This window comes from Marinobacter sp. NFXS9 (assembly GCF_040148665.1).
GTDB classification, from domain to species: domain Bacteria; phylum Pseudomonadota; class Gammaproteobacteria; order Pseudomonadales; family Oleiphilaceae; genus Marinobacter_A; species Marinobacter_A mangrovi.
Window position 1 is genome coordinate 264,105 of record NZ_JAGDDW010000006.1, and the last position, 22,257, is coordinate 286,361.

Sequence of the window (22,257 nt, forward strand, 5' to 3'; positions counted from 1 at the left end):
GTGACCCGCTGGATCCTGCTGGTCGGGGCCCTGTTTGCGCTGACCGGCGTCATGGCCGGGGCCTTCGGGGCTCATGGTCTGCGCCAGATGGTTTCCCCGCGAGGCCTGGAAGTCTTCCAGACCGGCGTGACCTATCAGATGTATCATGCCCTGGCGCTTCTGGCGATTGCCGTCCTGAGTGGGCTGGGGCTGGCGCGCCGTTGGCTGAAGGCAGCCGCCGGCTTCTTCATCGCCGGCATCCTGCTGTTCAGCGGCAGTCTGTACGGCCTGGTGCTGCTGGAACTGAAGGCACTGGGGCCTGTCACGCCCATGGGAGGGCTGTGTTTCATGATCGGCTGGATCTGTCTTGTGATCGCAGCCGTCAAACGTCATCCGGAGAATGAAGATCGTGTTGATTCAACTGAACGGTGAATCCCGCGAACTGACGGACACCGCAACCGTCGCCACCCTGATCGAACAACTGGGGCTGGGTGGACGGCGCCTGGCGGTGGAAGTCAACGAAGACATCGTGCCGCGCAGTCGCCACAGCGAACATCGGCTGCAGGCCGGTGACCGGGTCGAGGTGGTTCACGCCATCGGCGGCGGCTGATTTCGTGACCGCCGTTCCGGACGGGGCCGCGGCGTATCGCGCACCGGGTTTCACGCGCTGTTTATCCAATCCTTTTATTGTTTGACCCATTCCAGCGGGGCGTCGTCCCGCTGCCGTCAGGACTACGTTATGACCGAGCCAAAACAGGACAAACCATTGATTGTCGCCGGGCGCACCTATCAGTCCCGCTTGCTGGTGGGGACCGGCAAATACCAGGATCTGGAAGAAACCGGCCGGGCCATCGAGGCCAGCGGTGCGGAGATCGTCACCGTGGCCGTACGCCGGACCAACATCGGCCAGAACCCGGACGAGCCCAACCTGTTGGATGTGATCTCGCCGGATCGCTACACCATCCTGCCCAATACCGCCGGCTGCTTCACCGCCAAGGATGCGGTGCGCACCTGCCGTCTGGCCCGTGAACTGCTGGACGGTCACAATCTGGTAAAACTGGAAGTGCTCGGGGAAGAGAAAACCCTGTACCCCAACATGCCGGCGACGCTGGAGGCGGCCGAAACCCTGATCAACGACGGGTTTGAGGTCATGGTGTACACCAGCGACGATCCGTTGCTGGCCAAACGCCTGGAAGAGATGGGCTGCGTTGCGGTCATGCCGCTGGGCGCGCCGATCGGCTCCGGGCTGGGCATCCAGAACCGATACAACATCCGCATGATCGTCGAGAACGCCGACGTGCCGATCCTGGTGGATGCCGGCGTGGGCACCGCGTCCGACGCGACCATTGCGATGGAGCTGGGCTGTGACGGCGTGTTGATGAACACCGCCATCGCCCAGGCCGGTGACCCGATTCGCATGGCCCGGGCCATGAAACTGGCGATCGAGTCCGGTCGCGAAGCCTGGCTGGCGGGTCGCATGCCTCGGCGTGCCTATGCCAGTGCCTCGTCGCCCATCGACGGAACGTTTTTCTAGGACACACCGACCGGAAAAGAGGAGCGATAAAGGCTCCCGGTCAAAGAAAACAGAACCGCGATAAGGCGGTCACGTGGGGGCAGCGCTGGTCCCCGGAAAGACCCGGGCAGGCTGGCATACGGTGAGCCGGTCCGGAGAAACCATCTTTCGGAGCTGGAATTACCGAATGACTGACAAAACACCGAGCCGCCGCGAGCGGATCCTGCAGACTCTGGCAGAAATGCTGGAGACTGACCCCGATGCACGGATAACCACGGCGGCGCTGGCGCGTTCCGTGGGCGTGACCGAAGCCGCCCTGTACCGGCACTTTCCCAGCAAGCGGAAAATGTTCGAAGGCCTGATCGAGTTTGTGGAGGAAACGGTGTTTACCCGCTGCCAGCTCATCCTGCGGGAGGAAGAGGACGCCCGCAGCCGGCTGCGCAAGCTGGCCCAACTGGTACTGGTGTTCGCCCAGCGCAACCCCGGGCTGTGCCGGGTGCTGACCGGCGATGCCCTGGTGGGCGAGGATCCCGGCCTGCGGCATCGGGTGTCCCAGTTCTTCGAACGCCTGGAAACCCAGGCCCGGCAGGTCATCAAGGAAGGGGAAATCCGCCAGGGCCTGCGCCCGGCCACCAGCTCCGCGCGCACGGCGGAATGGTACACGACGTTGATCGAGGGCCGTATCCAGCGTTTTACCCGATCCTCCTTCCAGCATCGTCCGGATGCGCATTTCGACGAATTCTGGGAAGCGCTTGCGTTAGGGATCTGGCGCACAGCAGAATAGGGTCTTCAACCGCTACGCTTTGCCCGTGTTTTGCGCTGCCTCTCAGGCATTGGCCAAGAATCGCATTACACTCCGTAAGATAGCGGTTTCATAATAACAAGATTGGGGCGGGAAACGCCCCGACTTCCAGGCGTGGTGGAGGGACGGTTGCCGTGAGAACGAGGCAGCCAGCCCTGAGGACCCGGAAGCAGTTACCGGCGGGACCGGTACCGGTGAAATCGCGTGATGGTCTGAACCAGGCGATGAATCAGGATGTCTCATTACAGATTGGTGTGTTCCGGCGGGCTGGCGTTTCTGGCCGCCGTGCTCTTCCCCCTATCCCAAAGCTTCGCGGACACTGATCCTGCGGAGCATCCCGTTGTCGAGATCGCGACCGGTGACTGGCAACCCTACGTCGACACGTCGCTGCCGGATTTTGGTCCCATGGGCCACATCATCAAGCTGGCCTTCGCCCGGGCCGGCTATGACGTCGAATTCAACGTCTATCCCTGGACCCGCAACGCCCAGTTCGTCGCCACCGGCGAACAGGACGCGATGATGCCCTATTACTGTTCCGACGCGCGGGCCCGCAAGTACCTCTGCAGTCTGCCCATCGTCGATGGCGAACAAGTGTTTTTCTACCGGCGCGGGGACCATTTCGACTGGGACAGCGTGGCGGACCTGCAGGGCTACACCATTGGCGCCACCCTGGGATACTTCTATGGCCAGCCGTTCGAGCGGGCCGAGAAGGCGGGTGAGATTACCGTCAAACGGATTGCCGAGGACGCCGGTAATGTGCGGCTGCTCGCCCATGGCCGGATTGATCTCTATCCGCAGGACCGGGCGGTCGGTTACGGCATGATCCGTGCCGTCCTGCCCAAGGACCAATGGGGATCGATCACGCACGACCCGCACCCGTTGCATCGCAAGTCGTTGCACCTGCTGTTCAGCCGCAAGACCGGCCGGGGCGACGAGCTGATGGCGCAGTTCAACACCCAGCTCCAGGCGATGCGCGAGAGTGGCGAGCTCGATAAGCTGCTGGAACCCATCTATGAGGACCAGCGGGCCGTGCACCGGGCTCACTCGGCCGCCGTTCATGACGACGAGGCGTCAGGCGTTGCCGAGTAAATCCTGCAGCCGGTCGAACAGGGCTGGCGCGCAGATCAACAGATCCTTTGGCCAGAGATCCTCGGGGTAACCCGCCGGCACCGGCGAGAAATGCCCGCAACGGGCTCCGGCCTCCAGCGCAATCACCCGCGCCGCCGCAAAATCCCAAGGGCTGACGGTCTCGTAATAGGCGTCCAGGCGCCCTGCAGCCACCCAGCAGATATCCAGCGCCGCCGAGCCAATGCGTCGCAGGTCGCGGCAGTGATGGAGCATCACGTCCAGCCGCCGGATCAGCGGCGCCAGTTCGTCCTTGCCATAAGGGAAGCCGGTGGCGAACAGGGCCTCGCGCGGGGTGTCGGCCTCGCTGTTGTGGATGGCCTCGCCGTTCAGTGTGGCCCCCTGACCCAGTACAGCCCGGAAGGTCTCGCCGGCAAACGGCGCGTGGACCAGACCCACCTGCACCGCCCCCCGATCGGCAAAGGCAATGGACACGGCCACCTGGGGATGGCCATAGGCGTAGTTCACCGTGCCGTCGATGGGATCGACAATCCACAGCGGCGTGTCCAGGTTCTCCGCCTGGCTCTTATCCGGGGACGCTTCCTCGGACAGGATGCGATGGTCGGGGAAACGCGTGCGGATGGCCTTTGCAATCAGCTCATCCGCCATCACGTCGGCGTGGGTGACCAGTTCGGTTTGTGCCTTGTAATCGGTCCGAAGGCGGTTTTCCTCACGTTCACGGACGATCAATTCGCCCGCTTCACGGGCAATCTGTTCGGCAAAATCGGCAATTTCAGTCAGGGACACGGGCTGTCCTTTTGCATAGCGGCGGATGGGAAGCCTCAGGATGCCTGTTTGTCGGGAAGGAGACAATGCGGAACCGGACCCGAGTTTCCCCGGGCCCGGCGCTGAGTCAGAGGGCCTCCAGCCATTTCTCCAGCTTGTCCATGGCCAGCTTCAGGCGCGGGCAGGCCTGATCGACGAAGGCGTCGTCCAGGGGCGTGTCGGCGTAGTCGCTGGCGGCCAGGGCCAGAGCTTCGCCGCCGTCGAAGTCGACAAAGGCCAGGCGCGCACTGAGCTTGTCCGGTACGAAGCCGAAGTCGCTGGCGGGCAGGATGGCGATGCCGGTGTCTTCCAGAATGGCTGTACACAGGGCCGGGCTGGTCTTGATGTCGTGGCGGGCCAGCGCCTCCTGGTAGTCCACGAAGTCCGGGAACAGGTAAAACCCGCCCTGGGGCCGCTGGCACCAGATGCTCATGGCCTCCAGCCGGCGGTGCAGGTACTCGCCAATCACCTTGAGTACGCGCCGGGAATTGTGCAGGTAGAGGTCGATGTCCTCGCCGCCATCGAAGGCGGTGACTGCCGCGTGCTGGATGGGCGCGCTGGTGGCCGTGTAAGTCTCGCTGGCGATGATCGCCATGGCGTCCTGCAGCGGGCGCAGTTCTTCCGGGAAGATAAAGCACCCCACACGCCAGCCGCCCGCGCCCGCCCACTTGCTCAGGCCGGTGCTGATGATGGTGCCTTCCGGGTAGTAGCGGGCGATGGACTTGTGTTGTCCTTCGAAGTGCACCTCGCCGTAGATCTCATCCGACAGCAGGATCAGGTTGTACTTGCGGGCCACGTTGGCAATGGCCAGCAGCTGATCGTCGGTGTAGGTACAGCCGGTCGGGTTGGACGGGTAGTTGAGGATCAGGATCCGCGGCCGGGTCGGGTCGTCGCGGCAGATGATGTCCAGTTCCTCGGCGGTCAGCTGCCAGTTGTTCTCCGCATGGGTCGGCAGCCAGTGGACCGAGCGACCGATGATGCGGGCCTGCGGTGCATAGGACACCCAGCTGGGGCGCGGGATTAGCAGGTCACCGTAGTAGGCCAGTTGCAGGATGAACAGCAGTTCCTTGGAGCCCGGGCCGATCAGGACGTCTTCCCAGGTCGATCGCATGTTCTGGCTGCGGTTGATGTAGCCGGAGATGGACTGACGCAGGGCCTTGAGCCCTTTCACCGGCAGGTAGTCCTTCTCGAAGGCGTGCTCGCGCAGGGCTTCGGTGACCCGCTCGGGAACGGGGAAGGGGGACTGACCCAGGCCGAGTTTGATGATGTCGCGCCCTTCCTGGCGGAGCTGGTTGCTCAGCTCGTTGATGCGCAGGGTGGCGGACGGCTGGATGCCGCGTACGTTCAGGTTGATGGCATAACGGTGGTCGGTTTGTATGTCCATGGCTCCGGTCTATGTTGGGGAGTGATTCCGGTGGAATCTCCGAACAGGCACCTCGTGTCGTGCCTGTTCGGCGGTTCCCAACCCCAGTATAGGAAATCGCCCTCCGGGATTAAGTCGCTCCCGAGTAGGTGATTGCCGAAGTCTGGACTGCAATCCGTCTCAGTTGCCGTTGTGGCAGGTCAACTGCTTCAGCTCCTCGTCGAAAACCCGGGTGTTTTCCCGGTAATCCACCGGCACGTCCACCAGGTGAATGCCGCCGGCTTCAAGGGCTTTGGTCAGGGTGGGCGCCAGTTCAGCCGCGCTCTGGACACGATGGCCGGTGGCGCCGTAGGACTCGGCGTAGCGCACGAAATCCGGGTTGCCGTAATCCAGTCCGAAGTTCGCGAAGCCGTCCTGTCCCTGCTTCCACTTGATCATCCCGTAGGCGCTGTCGTTGACGATTAGGATCACCAGGTTGAGCTTGAGCCGCACCGCGGTTTCCAGCTCCTGGCTGTTCATCATGAAGCCGCCGTCGCCGCAGATCGCCATGATCTTCTGGTCGGGATAGAGCATGGCCGCCGCCATGGCGCTGGGCAGGCCGGCGCCCATGGAGGCGAGCGCGTTGTCCAGCAACACCGTGTTGTTGTCGTAGGCCTTGTAGTTACGGGCGAACCAGATCTTGTACATGCCGTTGTCCAGAGCAATGATGCCGTCCTCAGGCATCACGCTGCGCACATCCGCGACAATCCGCTGGGGCAGGACCGGGAAGCTGTCGCTGTCGGTTCGCTCCCGCAGGTGCTTCTCCACCGATTCCTTCACCCGCATGAATTCCTCGAAATCGTGGTGTTCGCAGCGACCGCAATTCTCAGCCAGCCAGTCGACGCTGTTGGCGATATCGCCCACCACTTCGTGCTGCGGGAAATAGACCGGGTCCACGTCCGCCGGGCTGAAGTTCACATGGATCACCTTCTTGCCGCCTGGGTGCATGAAGAACGGGGGCTTCTCCACCACATCGTGGCCGACGTTCACCACCAGGTCCGCGTGATCGATGGCGCAATGCACGAAGTCGCCGTCCGACAACGCGGCATTGCCCAGGTAACGGGGGTGGCGTTCATCCACCACACCCTTGCCCATCTGGGTGGTGAAAAAGGGGATGCCCGTGGATTCCACGAGGTTGATCAGTGCCTTGGAGATCCGTTTCCGGTTGGCGCCGGCGCCGATCATGATCAGCGGGTGTTTCGCCTCGCGGATCAGGTCGCAGGCCTGCTGCAGGCTCTTCTCGCTGGCGGTGGGCCGGCGTGCGTCACTGGGGGTGAAGATGTGGGTGTCGGCATCGGCCATTTCCGAGGCGATGTCTTCCGGCAGCTCCAGATGCACGGCCCCCGGGCGTTCTTCGGTGGCCAGCCGCACGGCTTCGCGCAGCTTGGCCGGAATGGTGTTGGCGTTGCTGATCTGGCGGGTGTACTTGGTCAGCGGGCGCATCAGGTCAACGATGTCGAGGATCTGGAACAGGCCCTGCTTGGACGACTTGATCGGCTTCTGACCGGAAATCATCAGCATCGGCATGGCGCCCAGTTGGGCATAGGCCGCCGCGGTGACCAGGTTGGTGGCCCCCGGACCCAACGTCGACAGGCTGACCCCGACCTTACCCGTGAGCCGGCCATAGGTGGCGGCCATGAAGCCGGCAGCCTGCTCGTGTCGTGTGAGGATCAACTGGATGCTGGAGGTGCGGATCGATTCCAGCAGGTCGAGGTTTTCCTCGCCGGGAACGCCGAAGATGTATTCGACGCCTTCTTTTTCCAGGGCGCGGACGAAAAGATCGGAACCCTTGATGGGGGCATGCTCAGTCATGCTGTCTTCCTGTGTCGCTGGGTCTTGGAGGCTGTCCAACTATGAGCCATGGCGCGCCGCCAGGGCAAGGGATGGTCGGTTAAGAGCCTGTTAACCGGTCCCTGACGCGGTTCACATTTTCGACCGGGCGCACATCGCGAATGGGCGTCGCCGCGTATAGTAGCTTGGCCGGAGAGTGAAGGATCATCTCAGTGATCCACAATGATGTGGCTCCCTAACAATAACAATGGCCTGCTCGAGCATCATGACACAGATCAGCGACGACACTGGCATTCGTCAGTCCATCGAACCCACGGTCGGTCATATCCTGATCGTGGACGACCATCCCCTGTTCTCCAATGGCCTGGGCGACCTGCTGCTGCGCGAAGGACTGGCCGGTCGCATCGATCACGCCCGCAACCTGAGCGAAGCCCAGCAACAATTGTCGGCCGCACCGGGCATCGACCTGATCCTGCTGGATCTGCGTCTGCCGCGGGAGGGCGGGCTGGCGCTGATGCCGTTCCTGGCGTCCGCGGGTCTGCCGACGCCGGTCATTGTGATTTCCAGTGCCGAGGACGAGGGCACGGTGCGTGCGGTACAGGCGGCCGGTGTGCAGGGCTTCCTGCCCAAGTCCGCCGGCCGGCGACAACTGGTGCGGGTGATCCGGGCGGTCGCGCGCGGCGAGACGGCGTTTCCTGCGGGCCTGCCCCCAGCGGCGTCTCCGTCGGGGCTGACGCCGCGCCAGCAGCAGGTCCTGACGCTGCTGGCCGAGGGCCTGCCCAACAAGCGGATCTGCCAGGTGCTGGATCTCACCGAACACACGGTCAAGACCCACGTGAAAGCCGTCTTCCAGCAGCTCGATGTCCACAACCGGACCGAGTGTGTGGCGCTGGCCCGCTCCCTGGGGCTGATATCAGACCGCCTCGGTGTGCTGGATGCGGATCAGCGCAGCCCGTAGACGGGCCGGTACGATGGGTTTGTGCATCAGCCACAGTCGCTGTTCCGGATCGTAGGCCTGCTTGCGGCCCGTGTCGGCTGTAATCAGGATGCCGCCACCAACCGCGTTGGCAGCCAACAGTTCCCGGAAGAGCTCGTCGCCGGCTATGTCCGGCAGGTGCAGGTCGATGATGGCCAGGCCGAAGGCCTGTTGCCGCGCCAGGTGTCGGGCGAGGGCGCCGGTGGCGACGCTGAGCACGGCAAATCCCCAGCGTTCCAGGATCTGCTGCAGCGCCTCGCGGGCGGTGTCATCGTCTTCCACCAGCAGGATGCGATCGCCCGCCGGCAGCTCGATGGGCATCGCCGCGGCGGGCTGGGTGGTAATGGCCTGCGCCGCCGGCAGGGTGACCCAGAACGTGCTGCCCAGTCCTTCGCAGGACACCACGCCGTGTTCGCCGCGCATCATGGCGGTCAGTTCCCGGGTGATCGCCAGCCCCAGGCCCAGCCCCGGTTGCGCCTGGTTGTCGGTGTCACGGCGGTAGAAGGTTTCGAATATCCGTGTCTGCTCGCGCTCGGGCATGCCGCGGCCATCGTCGCGGACCCAGAGGCGGTGCTGACGGTCGCCGGCATCGACGCCGAGGGTGATGGTTTCTGCGCCGCTGTGCTGCAGGGCGTTGCCGATCAGGTTCTGCAGCACCCGATGCAGCAGGTGAGGATCGGCCTCGACCGCCAGGGCCGGGTTGCAGTGCTCGACCACCAGGCTGACGCCCTGTTCCACCGCTTCGGCGTCCAACGCGTCCCGAGCCTGCTGCATCACCGTGGCCACCGGGACGGGCGCCATCACCGGCCGGATCATGTTCTCCTGGATGCGGGAGATGTCCAGCAACGAACCCAGCAGGCCATTGAAGTGCGTGACCGACTGGCTGAGCTGTCGCGCCAGTGGCCGTTGGTCTGCCGATAAGTCGGTCGCACTGAGGTTATCCAGCAAGAGGTTGATGACATTCAGGGGCTGGCGCAGGTCGTGGCTGGCCACGCTGATCAGGTGCGTCTTGGCCGCACTGTCCGCTTCCGCCTGTTCCCGGGACAGTTCCAGCAGGTGGCGATCCAGGAAGTGGGCGCGCTGGCGGTGCTCGCTCAGCCAGGCACCGACCATGCCGATCAGGTTGGCTGTGAGCAGGAAAAAGCCGTTCATCAGGATGTCCGGCATGGGCGTGTCAAACGCCGCTTCCACGCCGATGTAGCTGCCGATGATCAGCGCCGATCCCACGGACGCGGTACGAAACGGCAGCCCCATGACGAAATAGCCGAACATCAGCATCAGCAGGATGCCGTCGTAGGGCATGGGGAACGCCTGGCGGCGGGCCAGGGCAATGATCAGCACCACGTTCAGCCCGCCCCAGACGTAGGCGCCGGCGTACCAACGGGCGAAGCGCTTGGCGCTGACCGGCGCGTAACTCAGACCCCAGATCAGCAGGATGACCGGACACGACAGCAGCAGGCGCACGGCAACGGTCTGGTGCGCCAGCTCGCTCGGCAGCAGGAAGGGATCCAGGGCGGCGTAGATCAGGAACAGGGCAACGGCGCTGATGGCCACCGGCCGCGCCCGTTCCGGCAGGGCATGCTGGCGTTGGTCGCGGTAGAGTTTTTCCAGGTTGGGCGTGAACCGCAGGCGCCGGTGACCGGCCCGGCGCTGGGCTTCAAATTCGCTGGCCTGCACGGCGTTCTGTCCTGACTGCATGGGTGAGCCAGTCTATGCCGATTCAGCCCGGGCTGCCGGGCCTGGTGCACACTTCCGCCAAACCGTGCGTCAGGGTGAGGCCGTATCGAGCTGGCGCAGCCGCGCCCAGGTGCGCGTGCGCTCGTCATCGAAATAATCGGCCAGCAGGGCGTCTTCCCGTTTGGTCTTATCGGCCGGAGCCAGACCGGCGTCTTCCAACTGCGCCCGCTCTTTCTGGTAGGCCGCGTACTGGCTATCAAACCGGTCCCGCTCCTGCAGATAGGTTTCCACCTGCTGCGCCTGTTCCGAGGCCATGCCCAGGCTCCGCAACTGTTCGGCGGCCTCGGCTGGCGAGTTGGCTTTGTTAAGCGCTTCCTGGCGATTCAGGCTCTGTTGGGTATCGGCCACCAGCTGGTTTTCCGTGTGCCGGAGTTGCGCCGGGAGTTGCTGGCGCTGCCATTCAATCAGGGTTTGCTGGGCCTGGGGGCTCAGGTCGTCCCGCTGCTGGATTTCCAGGCTGGCCAGGGTGTACTCGCCGTAGGCTTCTTCCAGACCGTAGAACGCGTCGGCGGTCTCGGGGGAGAGCACGTTACGCCGCAGAGCCTTGAGATCGGCCAGGGCCTTGCGCAGCTGGTCCAGCTGGTAGGCCGGGTCGCTGGCGCGGGCCGGATCCAGCGGCGTTTGCGACAGGGCGAGGGCCTGGCGCTTATAGTCGATGTAGCGGCCCAGCAGGTTAATCGCCTCCTGCGCCGCCTCCGGAGGCAGGTTGCTGCGTGCCATATCGGTAATGGCGTCCAGGGCCTCTTCCGGCGACACCTGACCCACGGCGCTGAGCATGTAATCGAAGAAATCCTTGGTTTGCAGGTCGACAATCAGGTGCCCGGACGCATCCGCGCGCAGGCTGCCGTCGATCTCGGTGCCCGCCAGGGATGGCGCCAGGGGCGCGTCGTCCCACGTCCGTGGTGTGCTGGCGATCACCTCGGTGTCCGCTGTGTCGGCGTCGGTTGTGGTGTTGGCCGCCCCGGGCTCTTTGACCGGCTGAGGCGGCTTGGCCGGCGTCGCCGTTGCCGGACGGTCTGTGTTCGCGATTGGCGTCGGGGAAGACTCGGGTGTGGGCGCCAGCCAGAACACCGAGGCGGCTACGGCGCCGGCCAGACCCAGTGACAGCCAGATTCGGGTGGACGGACTCAAGGAACGCATGGGGCTCTCCGGTATGGCAGGGGAGGCGGGGCGCCGCTCGGACGCCCCGGTCGGGATTACAGGCCGCGGTTCTTGAGACGGTTGGCCTGACTGCGGTAGAGGGCGACCGGATCGGTCCAGACAGAGCGGGCGCCGAACAGGTGGTTGATGGCGTCCACGTGGTTCATGTCGTAGCTAGTGCCGATCACATTGCCCATCATGGTGGCGCAGACGCCGACCAGCCCGTCGTTGGGCTCACTGCCGAAGGCGGCGGAGGTGATGCCCAGGAACGGATCAGACACATCCGACCAGTTGGTGAAGACGGCATCGCCGGTCCAGGAGAAGAACTTGATCTTGTGGCCGCTGATGTAGACGTCCTCGTTGGTGCCGGTGCAGCCGTTCGGGTTCACGCCTTTCCAGCCCAGTGCATTGTTCAACGCGGTGGTGCCCGGCGTGGTCAGGGTTTCCAGAGCGGCCAGGCCATCCTGCGGATTATCGGAATCCGACAGGGCATTGACCAGATCGCCCAGGGCGTTGGCAATGGCGTTCACGCCGCCTTCAACCGCGCTGCCCGGCGGCAGGATGCCGCGAATCACGTCCGCCACCTTGGAGCCCTTGTTGACCCCGTCGATCGAGGTGATGGAGGCAATCCGGTTGGGGATCAGCGAAGCCGTCACCCGCGAGGTCGGTGCGCCCTGGGAGTGGGCCATCAGGTTGAACTTGGCCTCGCCCAGCGTGTTGATGTAATTGGCCAACTGCTGACCCCGCTGTTCGCTGGAGTTCACGAAGGACACGCTGGCGGTATAGACCTTGGCGCCGTCCCGCTCCAGGTTCCAGGGAATATCGTGGAAGTAGTTGACCAGGCCGCCGATGGTGCTGAAACCGGTCACGCCGTGGACGAGCACGATGGGGTACTTGGTCTTGGTGTAGCCCCACCAGGCAAAGGTGGGAGTGGATACGGCGGCACAGCAAAGCGCCACCAACGGAATGATGAGTTTACGCATGGTTGACTCCGATTGTTTTTGTTGCGAAGCGCGGGAATGCCTTCTCCGAACGCTCCTGGGAGTGGTGGTTGCGGCAAAAAGGCGCCGCGTCCTGTCATCGATGCGCGACCATTATTGGGAATCGGGGACGGGGTCTGTATCGCCCATTTGGGGGAGGTTTAAAGGCGACAGGTCAATGCAGGTCGCCGGGTGGCATGCGGTGAGGGTCCAGCTGCATGTGCTCGATCCGGCTGCCCAGCAGGATCGCCCGGCCGGTGTAGCGTTCCTCGCCGGTGGCGGTGAATTCGAACAGGAAGCGCCGCCAGACGCGAATGCGGCCTTCCGGATCCCGCTTGAACCAGAGACCGCGCAGGTAGACCGCATCGTCCAGCAGCGCCACGTCCATGGTCTTGCAGTACTGGCGGGCGGCCAGCAGCACCTGGTCCTTGATGGCCTTGGCACGCCACCAGTACCAGGCGACAAAGCCGAACAGGAACAGCCAGAACAGTTCGCCCAGTTCCATCGTCAGTCCCGGAACTGGCGGCTGGCGCGGAACGGGTGGGCCTCATAGGTACCCAGGATACGTAAGTCCTCGGCGAAAAAGCCCAGCTCCTCAATGGCCAGCTGCAACGGGCGTTGGTCCACATGGCCTTCAATGTCCATATGGAACTGGCTGGCGCTGAGGCTGGTGCCGATGATATAGCTCTCCAGCTTCACCATGTTCACGCCGTTGGTGGCAAAGCCCCCCAGGGCCTTGTAAAGCGCGGCGGGAATGTTGCGTACCCGGAAAATGAGGGAGGTGATGTAGGCCCTCTTCGGATCGAAGGTGGGGCGGACTTCTTCGCCGGACAGGATAATGAACCGCGTCGTATTGCCGAGGACGTCCTGGAACTGGTTGTCGAGAATGTCCAGGCCGTAGAGTTCGGCCGCCAGGCTCGAGGCGATCGCCGCCCGGCTGCTATCCCCGCCATTGCTGACCGACAGGGCCGCACCGGCGGTGTCCAGCATGGCCTCGGCCTGCAGTCCCAGGTTTTCAATGTGATGGGTGCATTGGGCCAACGCCTGCGGGTGCGACGAGACCGTTTTCAGATCCTCGATACCGGTACCGGGCAGCGCCATCAGACAGTGATTGACCGGCTCGAAGTGCTCGCCCACCAGATGCAGTTTCATCTCCGGAATCAGGCGATAGATTTCCTCCACCCGGCCGGCGGTGGAATTCTCCAGCGGAATCATGGCCCTTGCCGCCATGCCGGTCTCCACCGCCCGCATCGCGTCCACAAAACTCGTGCAGGGCTGCACGGGCTGGTCCGGGAATACCTTCTGGCAAGCCAGGTGGGAATAGGCGCCCCGATGGCCCTGGAAAGCGATCGCGGCATTGGCGGGTAATTCGGCGGTCATCGACAATATCCTTTTTGAAACGCGTCCCGAACAACCTCTCGACACCGCGGAGGCTGTTTAAGAAAACTGTTATGCTCCACCATCATACTGGATTGCCATCGTTGTTGGAGAACGCGATCCATGCACTGGATCCTGGGAATCATCCTGGCTGTTGCCCTGTTCTATATTCTGCGCGGCTGGTCCGAGTTGCCGGAAGAGAAGCGCAAAGCCTACCTGTTTCGCGGCGTGGCCGGCGGCTTTGCCCTGCTGATGCTGTTCATGGTGCTGACCGGTCGGGTCCAGGTGCTGGTGGCCGGCGTGGCGGCCCTGATTCCGTTCCTGCGGAAACTGCCGGCCCTGTTCAAATACCTGCCGCTGGTGAACCGGCTGTACAGCCAGTACAAGGGCCAGAAAACCAGTGGGCAACAGCAGGCGGGTGGACAACAACGGGCACCGGAGCAGGCGGGAATGTCGGTCGCCCAGGCGCGGGAGATCCTGGGTGTGGACGCGAACGCCAGCCGGGATGAGATCGTCGCCGCCCATCGCCGCCTGATCCAGAAAGTGCACCCGGACCGGGGCGGTAACGACTACCTCGCCGCCCAGATCAACGAAGCCAAGAGCGTGCTGCTCGGCGGCAAGCGCTGAGCCACGTTTACTGCAGCACGTCCACCTTCACATCGAACTGCTGCGACTGATGGCTCTTGCCGCGCACTTCATGGGTAATGCCGGACTGGTTGCCCGCCTGCCTGCTCTCGGTGCCGCCCAACTGGAACCACTGGCCCGGATTCACCCGACGGATGGTAACCACCGCTTCGGTCTCATACCCCTGGGGCAGATCCCCCTGCGGCGTGTTGTCGAAGGCGGTGATCTGCACCTGCACCTGCTGGTCGGAAATCACCTGCGGGGTGATCAGGAACCCGCTGCTGATGTCCACCTGCTTGAGGATGGCCGCCGGGTCCCGGCCGCCCTGGATCGCCACCGGCAGGGCGCGGACCTGGCCGGACTTGATGTGGGCGGACTGGCCGTCCTGCACCACGAGCGTCTGCTCCTGATTACGGCGGGTGGTGATCGTCTTGCTCTGCCCCTGCACCGTGACGTTGCCGTTGTTGATGGTCACCCCTCCGCCCTGGGACTGGCTGCTGCCGCCATGACCGCTGCGCACGGTAATGCGCAACTGGGCCGGCGCGACGTCCATGGTGCCGATCAGTTGTTGCACCTCATCGAGAATCTGCGGCTCGGCCCGCACCACCATCTGCTGGCCTTGAGCGGTGATGTTGATCTGGTCGCCGGGATAGAGCTGGCGGAGTTGCGCCGCGACATCCTGGGCCGGACGGTTATTCAGTGAAAAGGTGCGCACCTGGGGTGCGGCCAGCGCCGCCTGGGCCATCAGCAGGAACAGCAGCGTGATGACGCCGCGGGTGAATAAGCCGTCTCTGGTCATTAAGTGATCTCCGGTAGTTGCAATACAGGCGAACTGCGCTATGATGCTGAGCATGAATATTTCACGCGACGTCTGTCAATTTAACTCTGTAGCGACTGCGGGTACTCCTGCAGGCGTCTCTGCGTCCGTGTATTTTTGGTGGTTTGCCTATGGCTTTTACTTTAGCCAGAGGTCGGGCCACGCGTAAAAACCTTCACAGAATTCAGGAAGGCGGCCCGGCGAAAACCCAGGCTGCCACCGGACTAAAAAGCCCCGATCGGCAGCCAGCCATCGGGGCTTTTTGATTTCGGAACTGAAAACGAGTGAAAGGACACAACCATGAGTAGCGAAGCTCAACCCGAAAACCAGCTTCCTTGCAGCCGACGGCTCTCCGGCCGGACCGGTTGGCGATTTATCGGCGGCTGGCGTTATTGAACGTCAGCCCACCGGGTCTCAAGCGCCTTGACCGATTGCCAACTGATTCGATTTAACCGGAGTACTCATGATGAATATGCAGCTTTCAACCCACGAAACCACAGAACGATCGACCGTCCTCCCGGACAGCGCCACCAACACCGTCGTCAAACTGCCCACCCCGACGCAGCTGCGTCAGGAACTGCCGCTGGATGCAGATCTCGCCCGCCAAATTGCCGAACACCGTGATACCGTCCGCCGTGTGCTCGAGGGCACCGATCCGCGCCTGCTACTGGTCATCGGCCCCTGTTCCGTACACGACGAAGTGGCCGCCCTGGAATACGGCGAACGGCTGGCCAAACTGGCGGACGAGGTGGCCGACCAGTTCGTCCTGGTGATGCGGGCCTACGTGGAAAAGCCCCGCACCACTGTCGGCTGGAAAGGCCTGATGTACGATCCCGAACGCAACGGCGAAGGGAATCTGGCCCAGGGGCTGGTACGGTCCCGCCGGTTGATGCTCAACCTGGCTCGGCTGGGTCTGCCGCTGGCCACCGAAGCCCTGAATCCGGTCGGTTTCAGCTACCTGGAAGACCTGGTGAGCTGGACCGCCATCGGCGCCCGGACCACCGAATCCCAACTGCACCGGGAAATGGCCAGCGGCCTGCCGATGCCGGTGGGCTTCAAGAACGGCACCGACGGCAGCGTCGGCATGGCCGTCAACGCCATGAAATCCGCCGCCCACGCCCATCATCGGCTGGGCAGTGACGCCGACGGGCATCCCGCCATGATTGCCACCGCCGGCAACCCGGACGTGCACCTGGTCCTGCGCGGCGGCCGGGGCATCACCAACTACGATCCCGAGAGCATCGCCGAGGCGACCGCGACCCTGCGGGCCGCCGGCGTCAGCCCGGCGGTGATGGTTGACTGCAGTCACGACAACGCCTGCAAGCAGGCTGAACGTCAGTTGGATATTGCCCACCACGTGATGGCCCAACGTTGTGCCGGCAATACCGACATCCGCGCGCTGATGCTGGAGAGTTTCCTGGAAGAAGGGCGCCAGAACGACGGTGAGGAACTGGTCTATGGGCAGTCGATCACGGATCCGTGCATTGGCTGGGCGCAGACGGAGACGCTGCTGAAGGCGCTGGCGGCGACCGGGCGGAATCCTTGATGGCAGTTAGAGTCTTCCCCCTCTCCCCCGGCCCCTCTCCCGCCAGGGGCGAGGGGAGCTTATGAAGCGAACTGGAGGAAAACTCCCTCTCCCCTGGCGGGAGAGGGTTGGGGAGAGGGGGAAAGGCACGCGAAACTCACCGCCTTTCCTTATACCCTAAACCGCCCAACCGTCTCAGCCAACCGCTGCATCGACGCATCCAGCTCGCGCGCCACGTTCGACGCCTGCGACACCGACTCACTCGCGTGCTCGGCCGCCTCGCTGATGTTCACTGCATTGCGGTTCACCTCGTCCGATACGGAACTCTGCTGCTCGGCCATGGACGCCACTTCGCTGCTCATGTCGAACAGTTGCGCAGTGGCGGTGTCGATGTTGCCCATCAGGGCATCGGATTCGGTAAAGCTCTGTTGGCCTTCCTGGGCCAGCTTCGACGCGCTCTCGATGGCGGTGACCGCATTGCGACTGCCATCCTGCAGGGATTCGATGCTGTGTCGGATTTCCTCGGTGGACGACTGGGTGCGACGGGCCAGACTGCGAACCTCATCCGCCACCACCGCAAAGCCGCGACCGCTTTCACCCGCCCGGGCCGCTTCGATGGCGGCGTTCAGGGCCAGCAGGTTGGTCTGCTCGGCGATGCCGGCAATCACGTCCAGCACCGAGCCGATTTCCTGGCTGCGGCTGTCCAGGTTGTTGATGACTTCCGCCGTATCCGCCACTTTTTCCAGCAAGCCGTTGAGTTGGGCGTTGACCTGCTGGGTAATCTGCCGGTTGCGGGTCATGTCGCCCTTGATGGTGTCCACATGGCTGTTGGCCAACTGCATGCTCTCGGCCACCTGCTGGATCGAGGCGCCCATTTCCTGCATGGCGGACGTGAGCTGTTCGAGCTCCGCCCGCTGATTCTGGGAAGCGCTGTCCGCATCTCCGGCGGCCCCGGTCAACTGGCTGACCTGGTCGCGGGTGTCGGCCACCGCGTCGTTCACCTCGCGGATGGTGTCCTGGGTGCGGCCGATAAACCGGTTCAGGGCGCGGGCCATGTCGGTCATTTCGTCGTTGCCGGTCTCCGGCACGCGACGGGTCAGGTCGCCTTCGCCGTCGGCAATGTTGGCGGCGGCATCCTTCAGCAGGTTGAGGCGGCGAATGACCCGCGCGCCAATCAGCAGGCCGATGATCAGGATCAGTACCAGCGCGCTGATCACCAGCACCAGGACCACCGTGCCGATCAGAGTGGACGCCTGCTCATGGGTCGTGTCCTGCAGTTTGCGAGCGGTCTCGTCGAAGGAACTGCTGACCGCCGCCAGGGCGTTCTCCAACGGTTCACTCATGCCGGAGGACGCCGAGCGAATGGCGGATTCAGTGGCCCCGGTGGCGGATCTCGTCAGTGCGTTGAAACGATCCGTCAGGGCCTGGGTCTCTTCATTGATGGCGGCGTTGGACACCCCGAGCACCAGCTTGCCGATCTCCTGATCCTGGGACGTGACCGGCGTGGTAATCACGCGGGTGCCTTCGTCCTTGGGAGCAGAGTCCAGCACACTGCGCACGGAGCTGCGGATCGGGCTGGCGTCGATCAGTCGCTTCACGTCCGGGTTGGTGCGGTCGACGTAGCGGGTCAGCGGGTTGCCGTCCCGGTCGAGGTAGATGGCGAAGATGACGTTGGGGTTTTCGTGGGCCATCTCCACAAACCGGGTGAGCGTTGGAATGTCCTTGTCCCAGATGTACGGGGCCGCGATTTGCGCGAGGATCTGGGCGACCGTCTTGCTGGAATCCACCAGCGTATCCTGGAAACGCTGGACCACCCGGTCCTGTTCCGATTTCAGGTCCTGGGTCAGGGTCTGCTCCAGTTGGCCCTGAACATTAGTGGCCATGTTGGCCACAACCGTATCAATGCGCTTGCGGTTCTCATCCAGCCGCTCGCCCACGGTGGCCTGCGCCCGTTGCAACTCGCCGGACATGGCCCGGTCCAACCCATTCAGCTTGAAGCTGGTGACGCCCGCTACGATGACGGCCTGGGCAACCGCGATGACGATGAGTGTGACAAAAATGGGCAGCGCAAGCCGGCTGCGCAACGCGTTCTTGAAAAAGCCGAGCATAAAGGGCCTCTACTGCTGGTGGTTCATCCCTGGCTTTCAGAGCGACTCGGGAGCGCATCAACGGCCCCCTGATCTTAAAGCGTAGCTCAAAGCGGCCGGATGTTTCCGGTTTCCGACCGGTGGAGGCTACTCAGCAGCTTCCGTGCCAGTGGCCGCAGAAAAGGCGAGACGACCGGCCAGGGCCAGAAGCGCACCGCCCATCAGCCGGTCTACCCAGTGGCCAAAGCGGGCAAAGCCCCGGCGGATGCCCGGCAGAGTGAAGAACAGGGCCACGATGCAGAACCAGGCGCCGGTAGCGACGGCCATGTAGATGCCGTAGAAGGCTTGCACCGGTACCGGCGTGGCATGGTCGATCACCACCGAAAACAGGGCCACGAAGAACAGGGTGGCCTTGGGGTTGAGGGCGTTGGTCAGGAAGCCAAGACGGAATGCTTTTGCACCAGATTGGTGCGGTCCCTGGATGGTCTCCACATTGAGGTTGCCGGGTTTTGAGCGCAGGCATTGCAGGGCGATCCAGGTGAGGTAGAGCGCGCCGACGACCTTGAGGATATTGAACAGCAGGATCGACTGCTGGATCAGCAGGCCGATGCCCAACAGCGAGTAGGTCACATGCACCAGGATGCCCAGGCCAACGCCGACGGACGTGAGCAGCGCGTTGCGCCGGTTCTGGGTCAGGGCCTGGCGCAGCACGACGGCGAAATCCGGTCCCGGGCTGGCGACAGCCAGCAGGTGGATCAGGGCAACGGTGAGAAATTCGGGCCAGTAGGCAAGCATGACGGGACTCGCTGATCAGATTAAAAAAGAAAGCATCGGTAAAAGCCGGGGTGGGGTCAAGCCATCCCTGATCGGTGAAACCGACCTCAGCCTTGTCCCGGATCAGTGACGAGGCAACAAACGACGCCTATGGTGGATATTCACTCGACGGAAGGAGTCTCCCATGGAACAGCGACAGGTCGATGTCGCCATCATCGGCACGGGTACCGCGGGCATGGTCGCCTACAAGGCGGCCCGCAAGCACACGGATAGCGTATTGGCCATCGAGGGTGGGGCGTACGGCACCACCTGCGCACGGATTGGCTGCATGCCCAGCAAATTGCTGATTGCCGCAGCCGAAGCGGCCCACACCGCGCGGCGTGCGGATCTGTTCGGAGTGCACGTCAACGACCTGACGATCGACCGGCGCGCCGTGATGGATCGGGTCCGTGCCGAGCGTGACGGTTTCGTGGGTTCCGTGCTGGACGCCATCGACCGGTTCCCGCCGGAAAGTCGCCTGCGCGGGACGGCGAGGTTTGTGGCGCCGGGCCACCTGGTGGTGGACGAGCGCATCGAGGTCGAGGCGGAGCGGATCGTGATTGCCACCGGCTCCCATCCCCATGTGCCGGCGTTCCTGCAGGCGGCGGGGGATCGGCTGCTGACCAACGACACGATCTTTGAGCTGGAAGCACTGCCGGAGTCCATGGTCGTGTTCGGACCGGGGGCGATCGGCCTGGAACTGGGCGCGGCTCTGGCGCGACTCGGCGTGCGGATTCGACTGTTCGGCGTAGGCGGTGGTCTCGGCGGCATTGCTGACGATGCGATTCGCCAATGCGCGCTCGACACCTTCCGTGAGGCTTTCCTGTTGGATCCGTCGGCCGACGTGAAGCAGGTTCGCCGCACTGACGAGGGCGTTGCCGTCACGTTCATCGATCCGCAACAGGGCGAGGTGACCGAAACCTTCGAGTACCTGCTGGCGGCCACCGGCCGGCGGCCCAACCTGGCGTCGCTGGCGCTCGAAAACTCCGGGCTGGCGCTGGACGATCGGGGCATCCCGACATTCAACCGCTACTCGATGCAGTGCGGCGACCAGCCGGTCTTTATGGCTGGCGACGTGAACGCCGACGCACCGCTGCTCCACGAGGCCACCGACGAGGGCCGGATGGCCGGCGACAATGCGGGCCGCTGGCCCGAGATTCGCTCCGGTTCGCGCCGGGCACCGCTGTCCATCGTGTTTACCGATCCCCAGATCATCCGCCTCGGCGTCACCGGTGATCAGCTGCAGCAACACTACGGTGACGGCTACGCCGTAGGCCAGGTCTCCTTCGAAGACCAGGGGCGAAGCCGCGTCATCGGCAAGAACCGAGGTTTGCTCAAGGTTTATGGCGAGCATGGCAGCGGCCAGTTCCTGGGAGCGGAAATGTTCGGGCCAGCCGCGGAACACATCGGCCATCTGCTGGCCTGGGCGGTGCAGCAGCGCATGACGGTCAGCCAGATGCTGGGCATGCCGTTCTACCACCCGGTGATCGAAGAAGGCATACGCACGGCCTTGAGTGATCTGAACCACGCCCTCCGCATCGGACCGAAAATGGGTGAGCGCTGCCTGGATTGCGGGCCGGGGGCCTAGAGGGCTCATCAAGACAAAAAAATCCCCGCTCGAAGCGGGGCCAAATGGGGAAGGGCAACGGGTACGGAGTCAGGCGGTCGTCGCCGTCATGCGATTGCGCGTGTGCTGGCGCTGCCGGGCCCGTCGCGCCCAGAGCTTCTCGTGGAAGAAATAGGCCACGGTGTTGATGGCGGGCTCCACCATGGCGATCAGACTGCCGAGGATAATGTCTCCGGTCAGCACGTAAGCCACACTGAACGCCACCGTAAAGTGGGTGATGGCAAAGGTCATCGTCTTCAGCAGCGACTGGTCACCTTCATGGCCATGACTGTGAAACAGGAGTTTGAGAAAACGCATGATCAGCTCCATCGTTCGTGATCGTATTTCTCTATTGAAATCGAAATGAGAATAGATTTTAAATAAATTGTATTGTATCTATTGATAGGTGAGAGCTATTAGAGTGAGCGTATTGGTATGTTCCACAATATGACAAAGTCGTCAGATAGATTGAAACTGGATAGATCGACACCAACTTATCCTGTTGAGTCATAAACTATTTGCCAAGTTTGGGCGTAAGCACGTTCTTCTTTCCGCTGATAAAAGGAGTTTTTCATGAGCACCAACCTGATTGGTCTTGATACGGCAAAAACCGAACAGCTCGCCAGTGACCTGAACGAACTGCTGGCGAACTACCAGATCTTCTACATGAACGTCCGTGGCTACCACTGGAACATCAAGGGTGACAACTTCTTCGAGCTGCACGCCAAGTTCGAGGAGCTGTACGACGACCTGCTTCTGAAAGTGGACGAGATCGCCGAACGCGTTCTGACGCTGGGCCATCGTCCGGCGCACAGCTACAGCGTCTACATCGAGCGCTCCAGCGTTGAAGAGCGCAAAGACGTCAGCGACGGCAAGACCGCGGTCGGGCAGATCGTCGACAGCTTCGCCACGCTGATCAAGAAACAGCGCGAGATCCTGAGCACGGCGGGCGACGCCGAAGACGAAGGCACCGTATCGCTGATGAGCGACTACATCTCCGAGCAGGAGAAAACGGTCTGGATGTATCGCAGCTACCTCGGCCAGTAATACGCGCCAGGCTCCAGAGGCCCCGGCATTCTCGATGCCGGGGCCTTTTTGTTTGTCATTCACTTGTCATGGGATTGACTTTTATTCTTCACGGCTCTGTCACCTGTCGCGTCTAGCGTCAGGCGTGATCTTCTATTTCGGGCTCGATCAC

General features: G+C 63.1%; 22 protein-coding genes. 10 read left to right on the top strand and 12 right to left on the bottom strand.

All coding sequences use genetic code 11. The features are described from left to right. From J3364_RS11930 to J3364_RS11950, 5 genes are all read left to right on the top strand, one after another. Positions 1 to 411, top strand: a complete 411-nt coding sequence (locus J3364_RS11930) for a DUF423 domain-containing protein (protein WP_349558594.1) — start codon at positions 1 to 3, stop codon at positions 409 to 411. Next, positions 380 to 589 carry a sulfur carrier protein ThiS gene (thiS, locus tag J3364_RS11935; protein WP_502882507.1) on the top strand — a complete coding sequence of 70 codons (210 nt, stop codon included), beginning with the start codon at positions 380 to 382 and terminating at the stop codon, positions 587 to 589. Before J3364_RS11930 ends, thiS begins: the two co-directional genes overlap by 32 nt. A gap of 129 nt (positions 590 to 718) precedes the next feature. Further along, positions 719 to 1,513, top strand: a complete 795-nt coding sequence (locus tag J3364_RS11940; RefSeq protein ID WP_349558558.1) for a thiazole synthase — start codon at positions 719 to 721, stop codon at positions 1,511 to 1,513. A 166-nt stretch (positions 1,514 to 1,679) separates the two neighbouring features. Continuing rightward, positions 1,680 to 2,276, top strand: a complete 597-nt coding sequence (gene slmA / locus J3364_RS11945) for a nucleoid occlusion factor SlmA (RefSeq protein WP_123636351.1) — start codon at positions 1,680 to 1,682, stop codon at positions 2,274 to 2,276. Positions 2,277 to 2,528: 252 nt separating this feature from the next. Next, complete coding sequence (locus J3364_RS11950) at positions 2,529 to 3,383, top strand: substrate-binding periplasmic protein (RefSeq protein WP_349558559.1); 855 nt, start codon at positions 2,529 to 2,531, stop codon at positions 3,381 to 3,383. Here the strand turns inward: J3364_RS11950 and J3364_RS11955 are convergent. The 3 genes from J3364_RS11955 to J3364_RS11965 form a co-directional block, all read right to left on the bottom strand. Beyond that, entirely contained in the window at positions 3,366 to 4,166 is an 801-nt protein-coding gene (locus J3364_RS11955) for an inositol monophosphatase family protein (RefSeq protein WP_349558560.1), read from the bottom strand. The two genes, J3364_RS11950 and J3364_RS11955, sit on opposite strands and share 18 nt — an antisense overlap. Positions 4,167 to 4,272: 106 nt before the next feature. Further along, positions 4,273 to 5,568, bottom strand: coding sequence for a pyridoxal phosphate-dependent aminotransferase (locus J3364_RS11960; RefSeq protein ID WP_123636354.1), 1,296 nt, complete (start codon positions 5,566 to 5,568; stop codon positions 4,273 to 4,275). Positions 5,569 to 5,727: 159 nt separating this feature from the next. Then, positions 5,728 to 7,398, bottom strand: coding sequence for an acetolactate synthase large subunit (locus J3364_RS11965; RefSeq protein ID WP_349558561.1), 1,671 nt, complete (start codon positions 7,396 to 7,398; stop codon positions 5,728 to 5,730). Positions 7,399 to 7,642: 244 nt separating this feature from the next. On the opposite strand from J3364_RS11965, the gene J3364_RS11970 reads away from it, so the two are divergent. Further along, positions 7,643 to 8,335: a response regulator gene (locus tag J3364_RS11970; protein ID WP_349558562.1), complete on the top strand. Its 693-nt coding sequence runs from the start codon at positions 7,643 to 7,645 to the stop codon at positions 8,333 to 8,335. On the opposite strand, the gene J3364_RS11975 is transcribed toward J3364_RS11970, so the two are convergent. The 5 genes from J3364_RS11975 to J3364_RS11995 all read right to left on the bottom strand — a co-directional run bounded on the left by J3364_RS11975 (position 8,291) and on the right by J3364_RS11995 (position 13,590). Then, positions 8,291 to 10,051 (bottom strand): hybrid sensor histidine kinase/response regulator, encoded by a 1,761-nt coding sequence (locus J3364_RS11975; RefSeq protein ID WP_349558563.1) that lies wholly within the window; start codon positions 10,049 to 10,051, stop codon positions 8,291 to 8,293. The two genes, J3364_RS11970 and J3364_RS11975, sit on opposite strands and share 45 nt — an antisense overlap. Before the next feature lie 69 nt (positions 10,052 to 10,120). Then, a complete protein-coding gene (locus tag J3364_RS11980) occupies positions 10,121 to 11,230 on the bottom strand; it encodes a lipase secretion chaperone (protein WP_349558564.1) in 1,110 nt (369 codons plus the stop codon). A gap of 56 nt (positions 11,231 to 11,286) precedes the next feature. Beyond that, complete coding sequence (locus J3364_RS11985) at positions 11,287 to 12,213, bottom strand: esterase/lipase family protein (protein ID WP_349558565.1); 927 nt, start codon at positions 12,211 to 12,213, stop codon at positions 11,287 to 11,289. Positions 12,214 to 12,385: 172 nt separating this feature from the next. Next, positions 12,386 to 12,715 carry a DUF3301 domain-containing protein gene (locus tag J3364_RS11990; RefSeq protein ID WP_123636360.1) on the bottom strand — a complete coding sequence of 110 codons (330 nt, stop codon included), beginning with the start codon at positions 12,713 to 12,715 and terminating at the stop codon, positions 12,386 to 12,388. A 2-nt stretch (positions 12,716 to 12,717) separates the two neighbouring features. After that, positions 12,718 to 13,590, bottom strand: a complete 873-nt coding sequence (locus tag J3364_RS11995) for a prephenate dehydratase (RefSeq protein ID WP_349558566.1) — start codon at positions 13,588 to 13,590, stop codon at positions 12,718 to 12,720. A gap of 120 nt (positions 13,591 to 13,710) precedes the next feature. Between J3364_RS11995 and J3364_RS12000 the strand changes: the two genes are divergently transcribed. After that, the gene (locus J3364_RS12000; protein WP_349558567.1) at positions 13,711 to 14,214 is read left to right on the top strand and encodes a DnaJ domain-containing protein; all 504 of its coding nucleotides are present in this window, start codon (positions 13,711 to 13,713) and stop codon (positions 14,212 to 14,214) included. A gap of 7 nt (positions 14,215 to 14,221) precedes the next feature. Here J3364_RS12000 and J3364_RS12005 read toward each other — a convergent pair whose 3' ends face one another. Continuing rightward, positions 14,222 to 15,010 (bottom strand): secretin N-terminal domain-containing protein, encoded by a 789-nt coding sequence (locus J3364_RS12005; RefSeq protein WP_349558568.1) that lies wholly within the window; start codon positions 15,008 to 15,010, stop codon positions 14,222 to 14,224. A 484-nt stretch (positions 15,011 to 15,494) separates the two neighbouring features. Here J3364_RS12005 and J3364_RS12010 point away from each other — a divergent pair, with 484 nt between their 5' ends. Further along, positions 15,495 to 16,574, top strand: a complete 1,080-nt coding sequence (locus tag J3364_RS12010) for a 3-deoxy-7-phosphoheptulonate synthase (RefSeq protein ID WP_349558595.1) — start codon at positions 15,495 to 15,497, stop codon at positions 16,572 to 16,574. Between the two features lie 149 nt (positions 16,575 to 16,723). Here the strand turns inward: J3364_RS12010 and J3364_RS12015 are convergent, their stop codons facing one another. Beyond that, a complete protein-coding gene (locus tag J3364_RS12015; RefSeq protein ID WP_349558569.1) occupies positions 16,724 to 18,661 on the bottom strand; it encodes a methyl-accepting chemotaxis protein in 1,938 nt (645 codons plus the stop codon). A 126-nt stretch (positions 18,662 to 18,787) separates the two neighbouring features. Further along, positions 18,788 to 19,435, bottom strand: coding sequence for a LysE family translocator (locus tag J3364_RS12020; protein WP_349558570.1), 648 nt, complete (start codon positions 19,433 to 19,435; stop codon positions 18,788 to 18,790). Between the two features lie 163 nt (positions 19,436 to 19,598). On the opposite strand from J3364_RS12020, the gene J3364_RS12025 reads away from it, so the two are divergent. Beyond that, a complete protein-coding gene (locus tag J3364_RS12025; protein WP_349558572.1) occupies positions 19,599 to 21,041 on the top strand; it encodes a dihydrolipoyl dehydrogenase in 1,443 nt (480 codons plus the stop codon). A 69-nt stretch (positions 21,042 to 21,110) separates the two neighbouring features. On the opposite strand, the gene J3364_RS12030 is transcribed toward J3364_RS12025, so the two are convergent. Next, a complete protein-coding gene (locus tag J3364_RS12030) occupies positions 21,111 to 21,377 on the bottom strand; it encodes a DUF2061 domain-containing protein (RefSeq protein WP_349558573.1) in 267 nt (88 codons plus the stop codon). Positions 21,378 to 21,632: 255 nt separating this feature from the next. Between J3364_RS12030 and J3364_RS12035 the strand changes: the two genes are divergently transcribed. Beyond that, positions 21,633 to 22,106: a Dps family protein gene (locus J3364_RS12035; RefSeq protein ID WP_349558574.1), complete on the top strand. Its 474-nt coding sequence runs from the start codon at positions 21,633 to 21,635 to the stop codon at positions 22,104 to 22,106. Positions 22,107 to 22,257 lie beyond the last annotated feature (151 nt).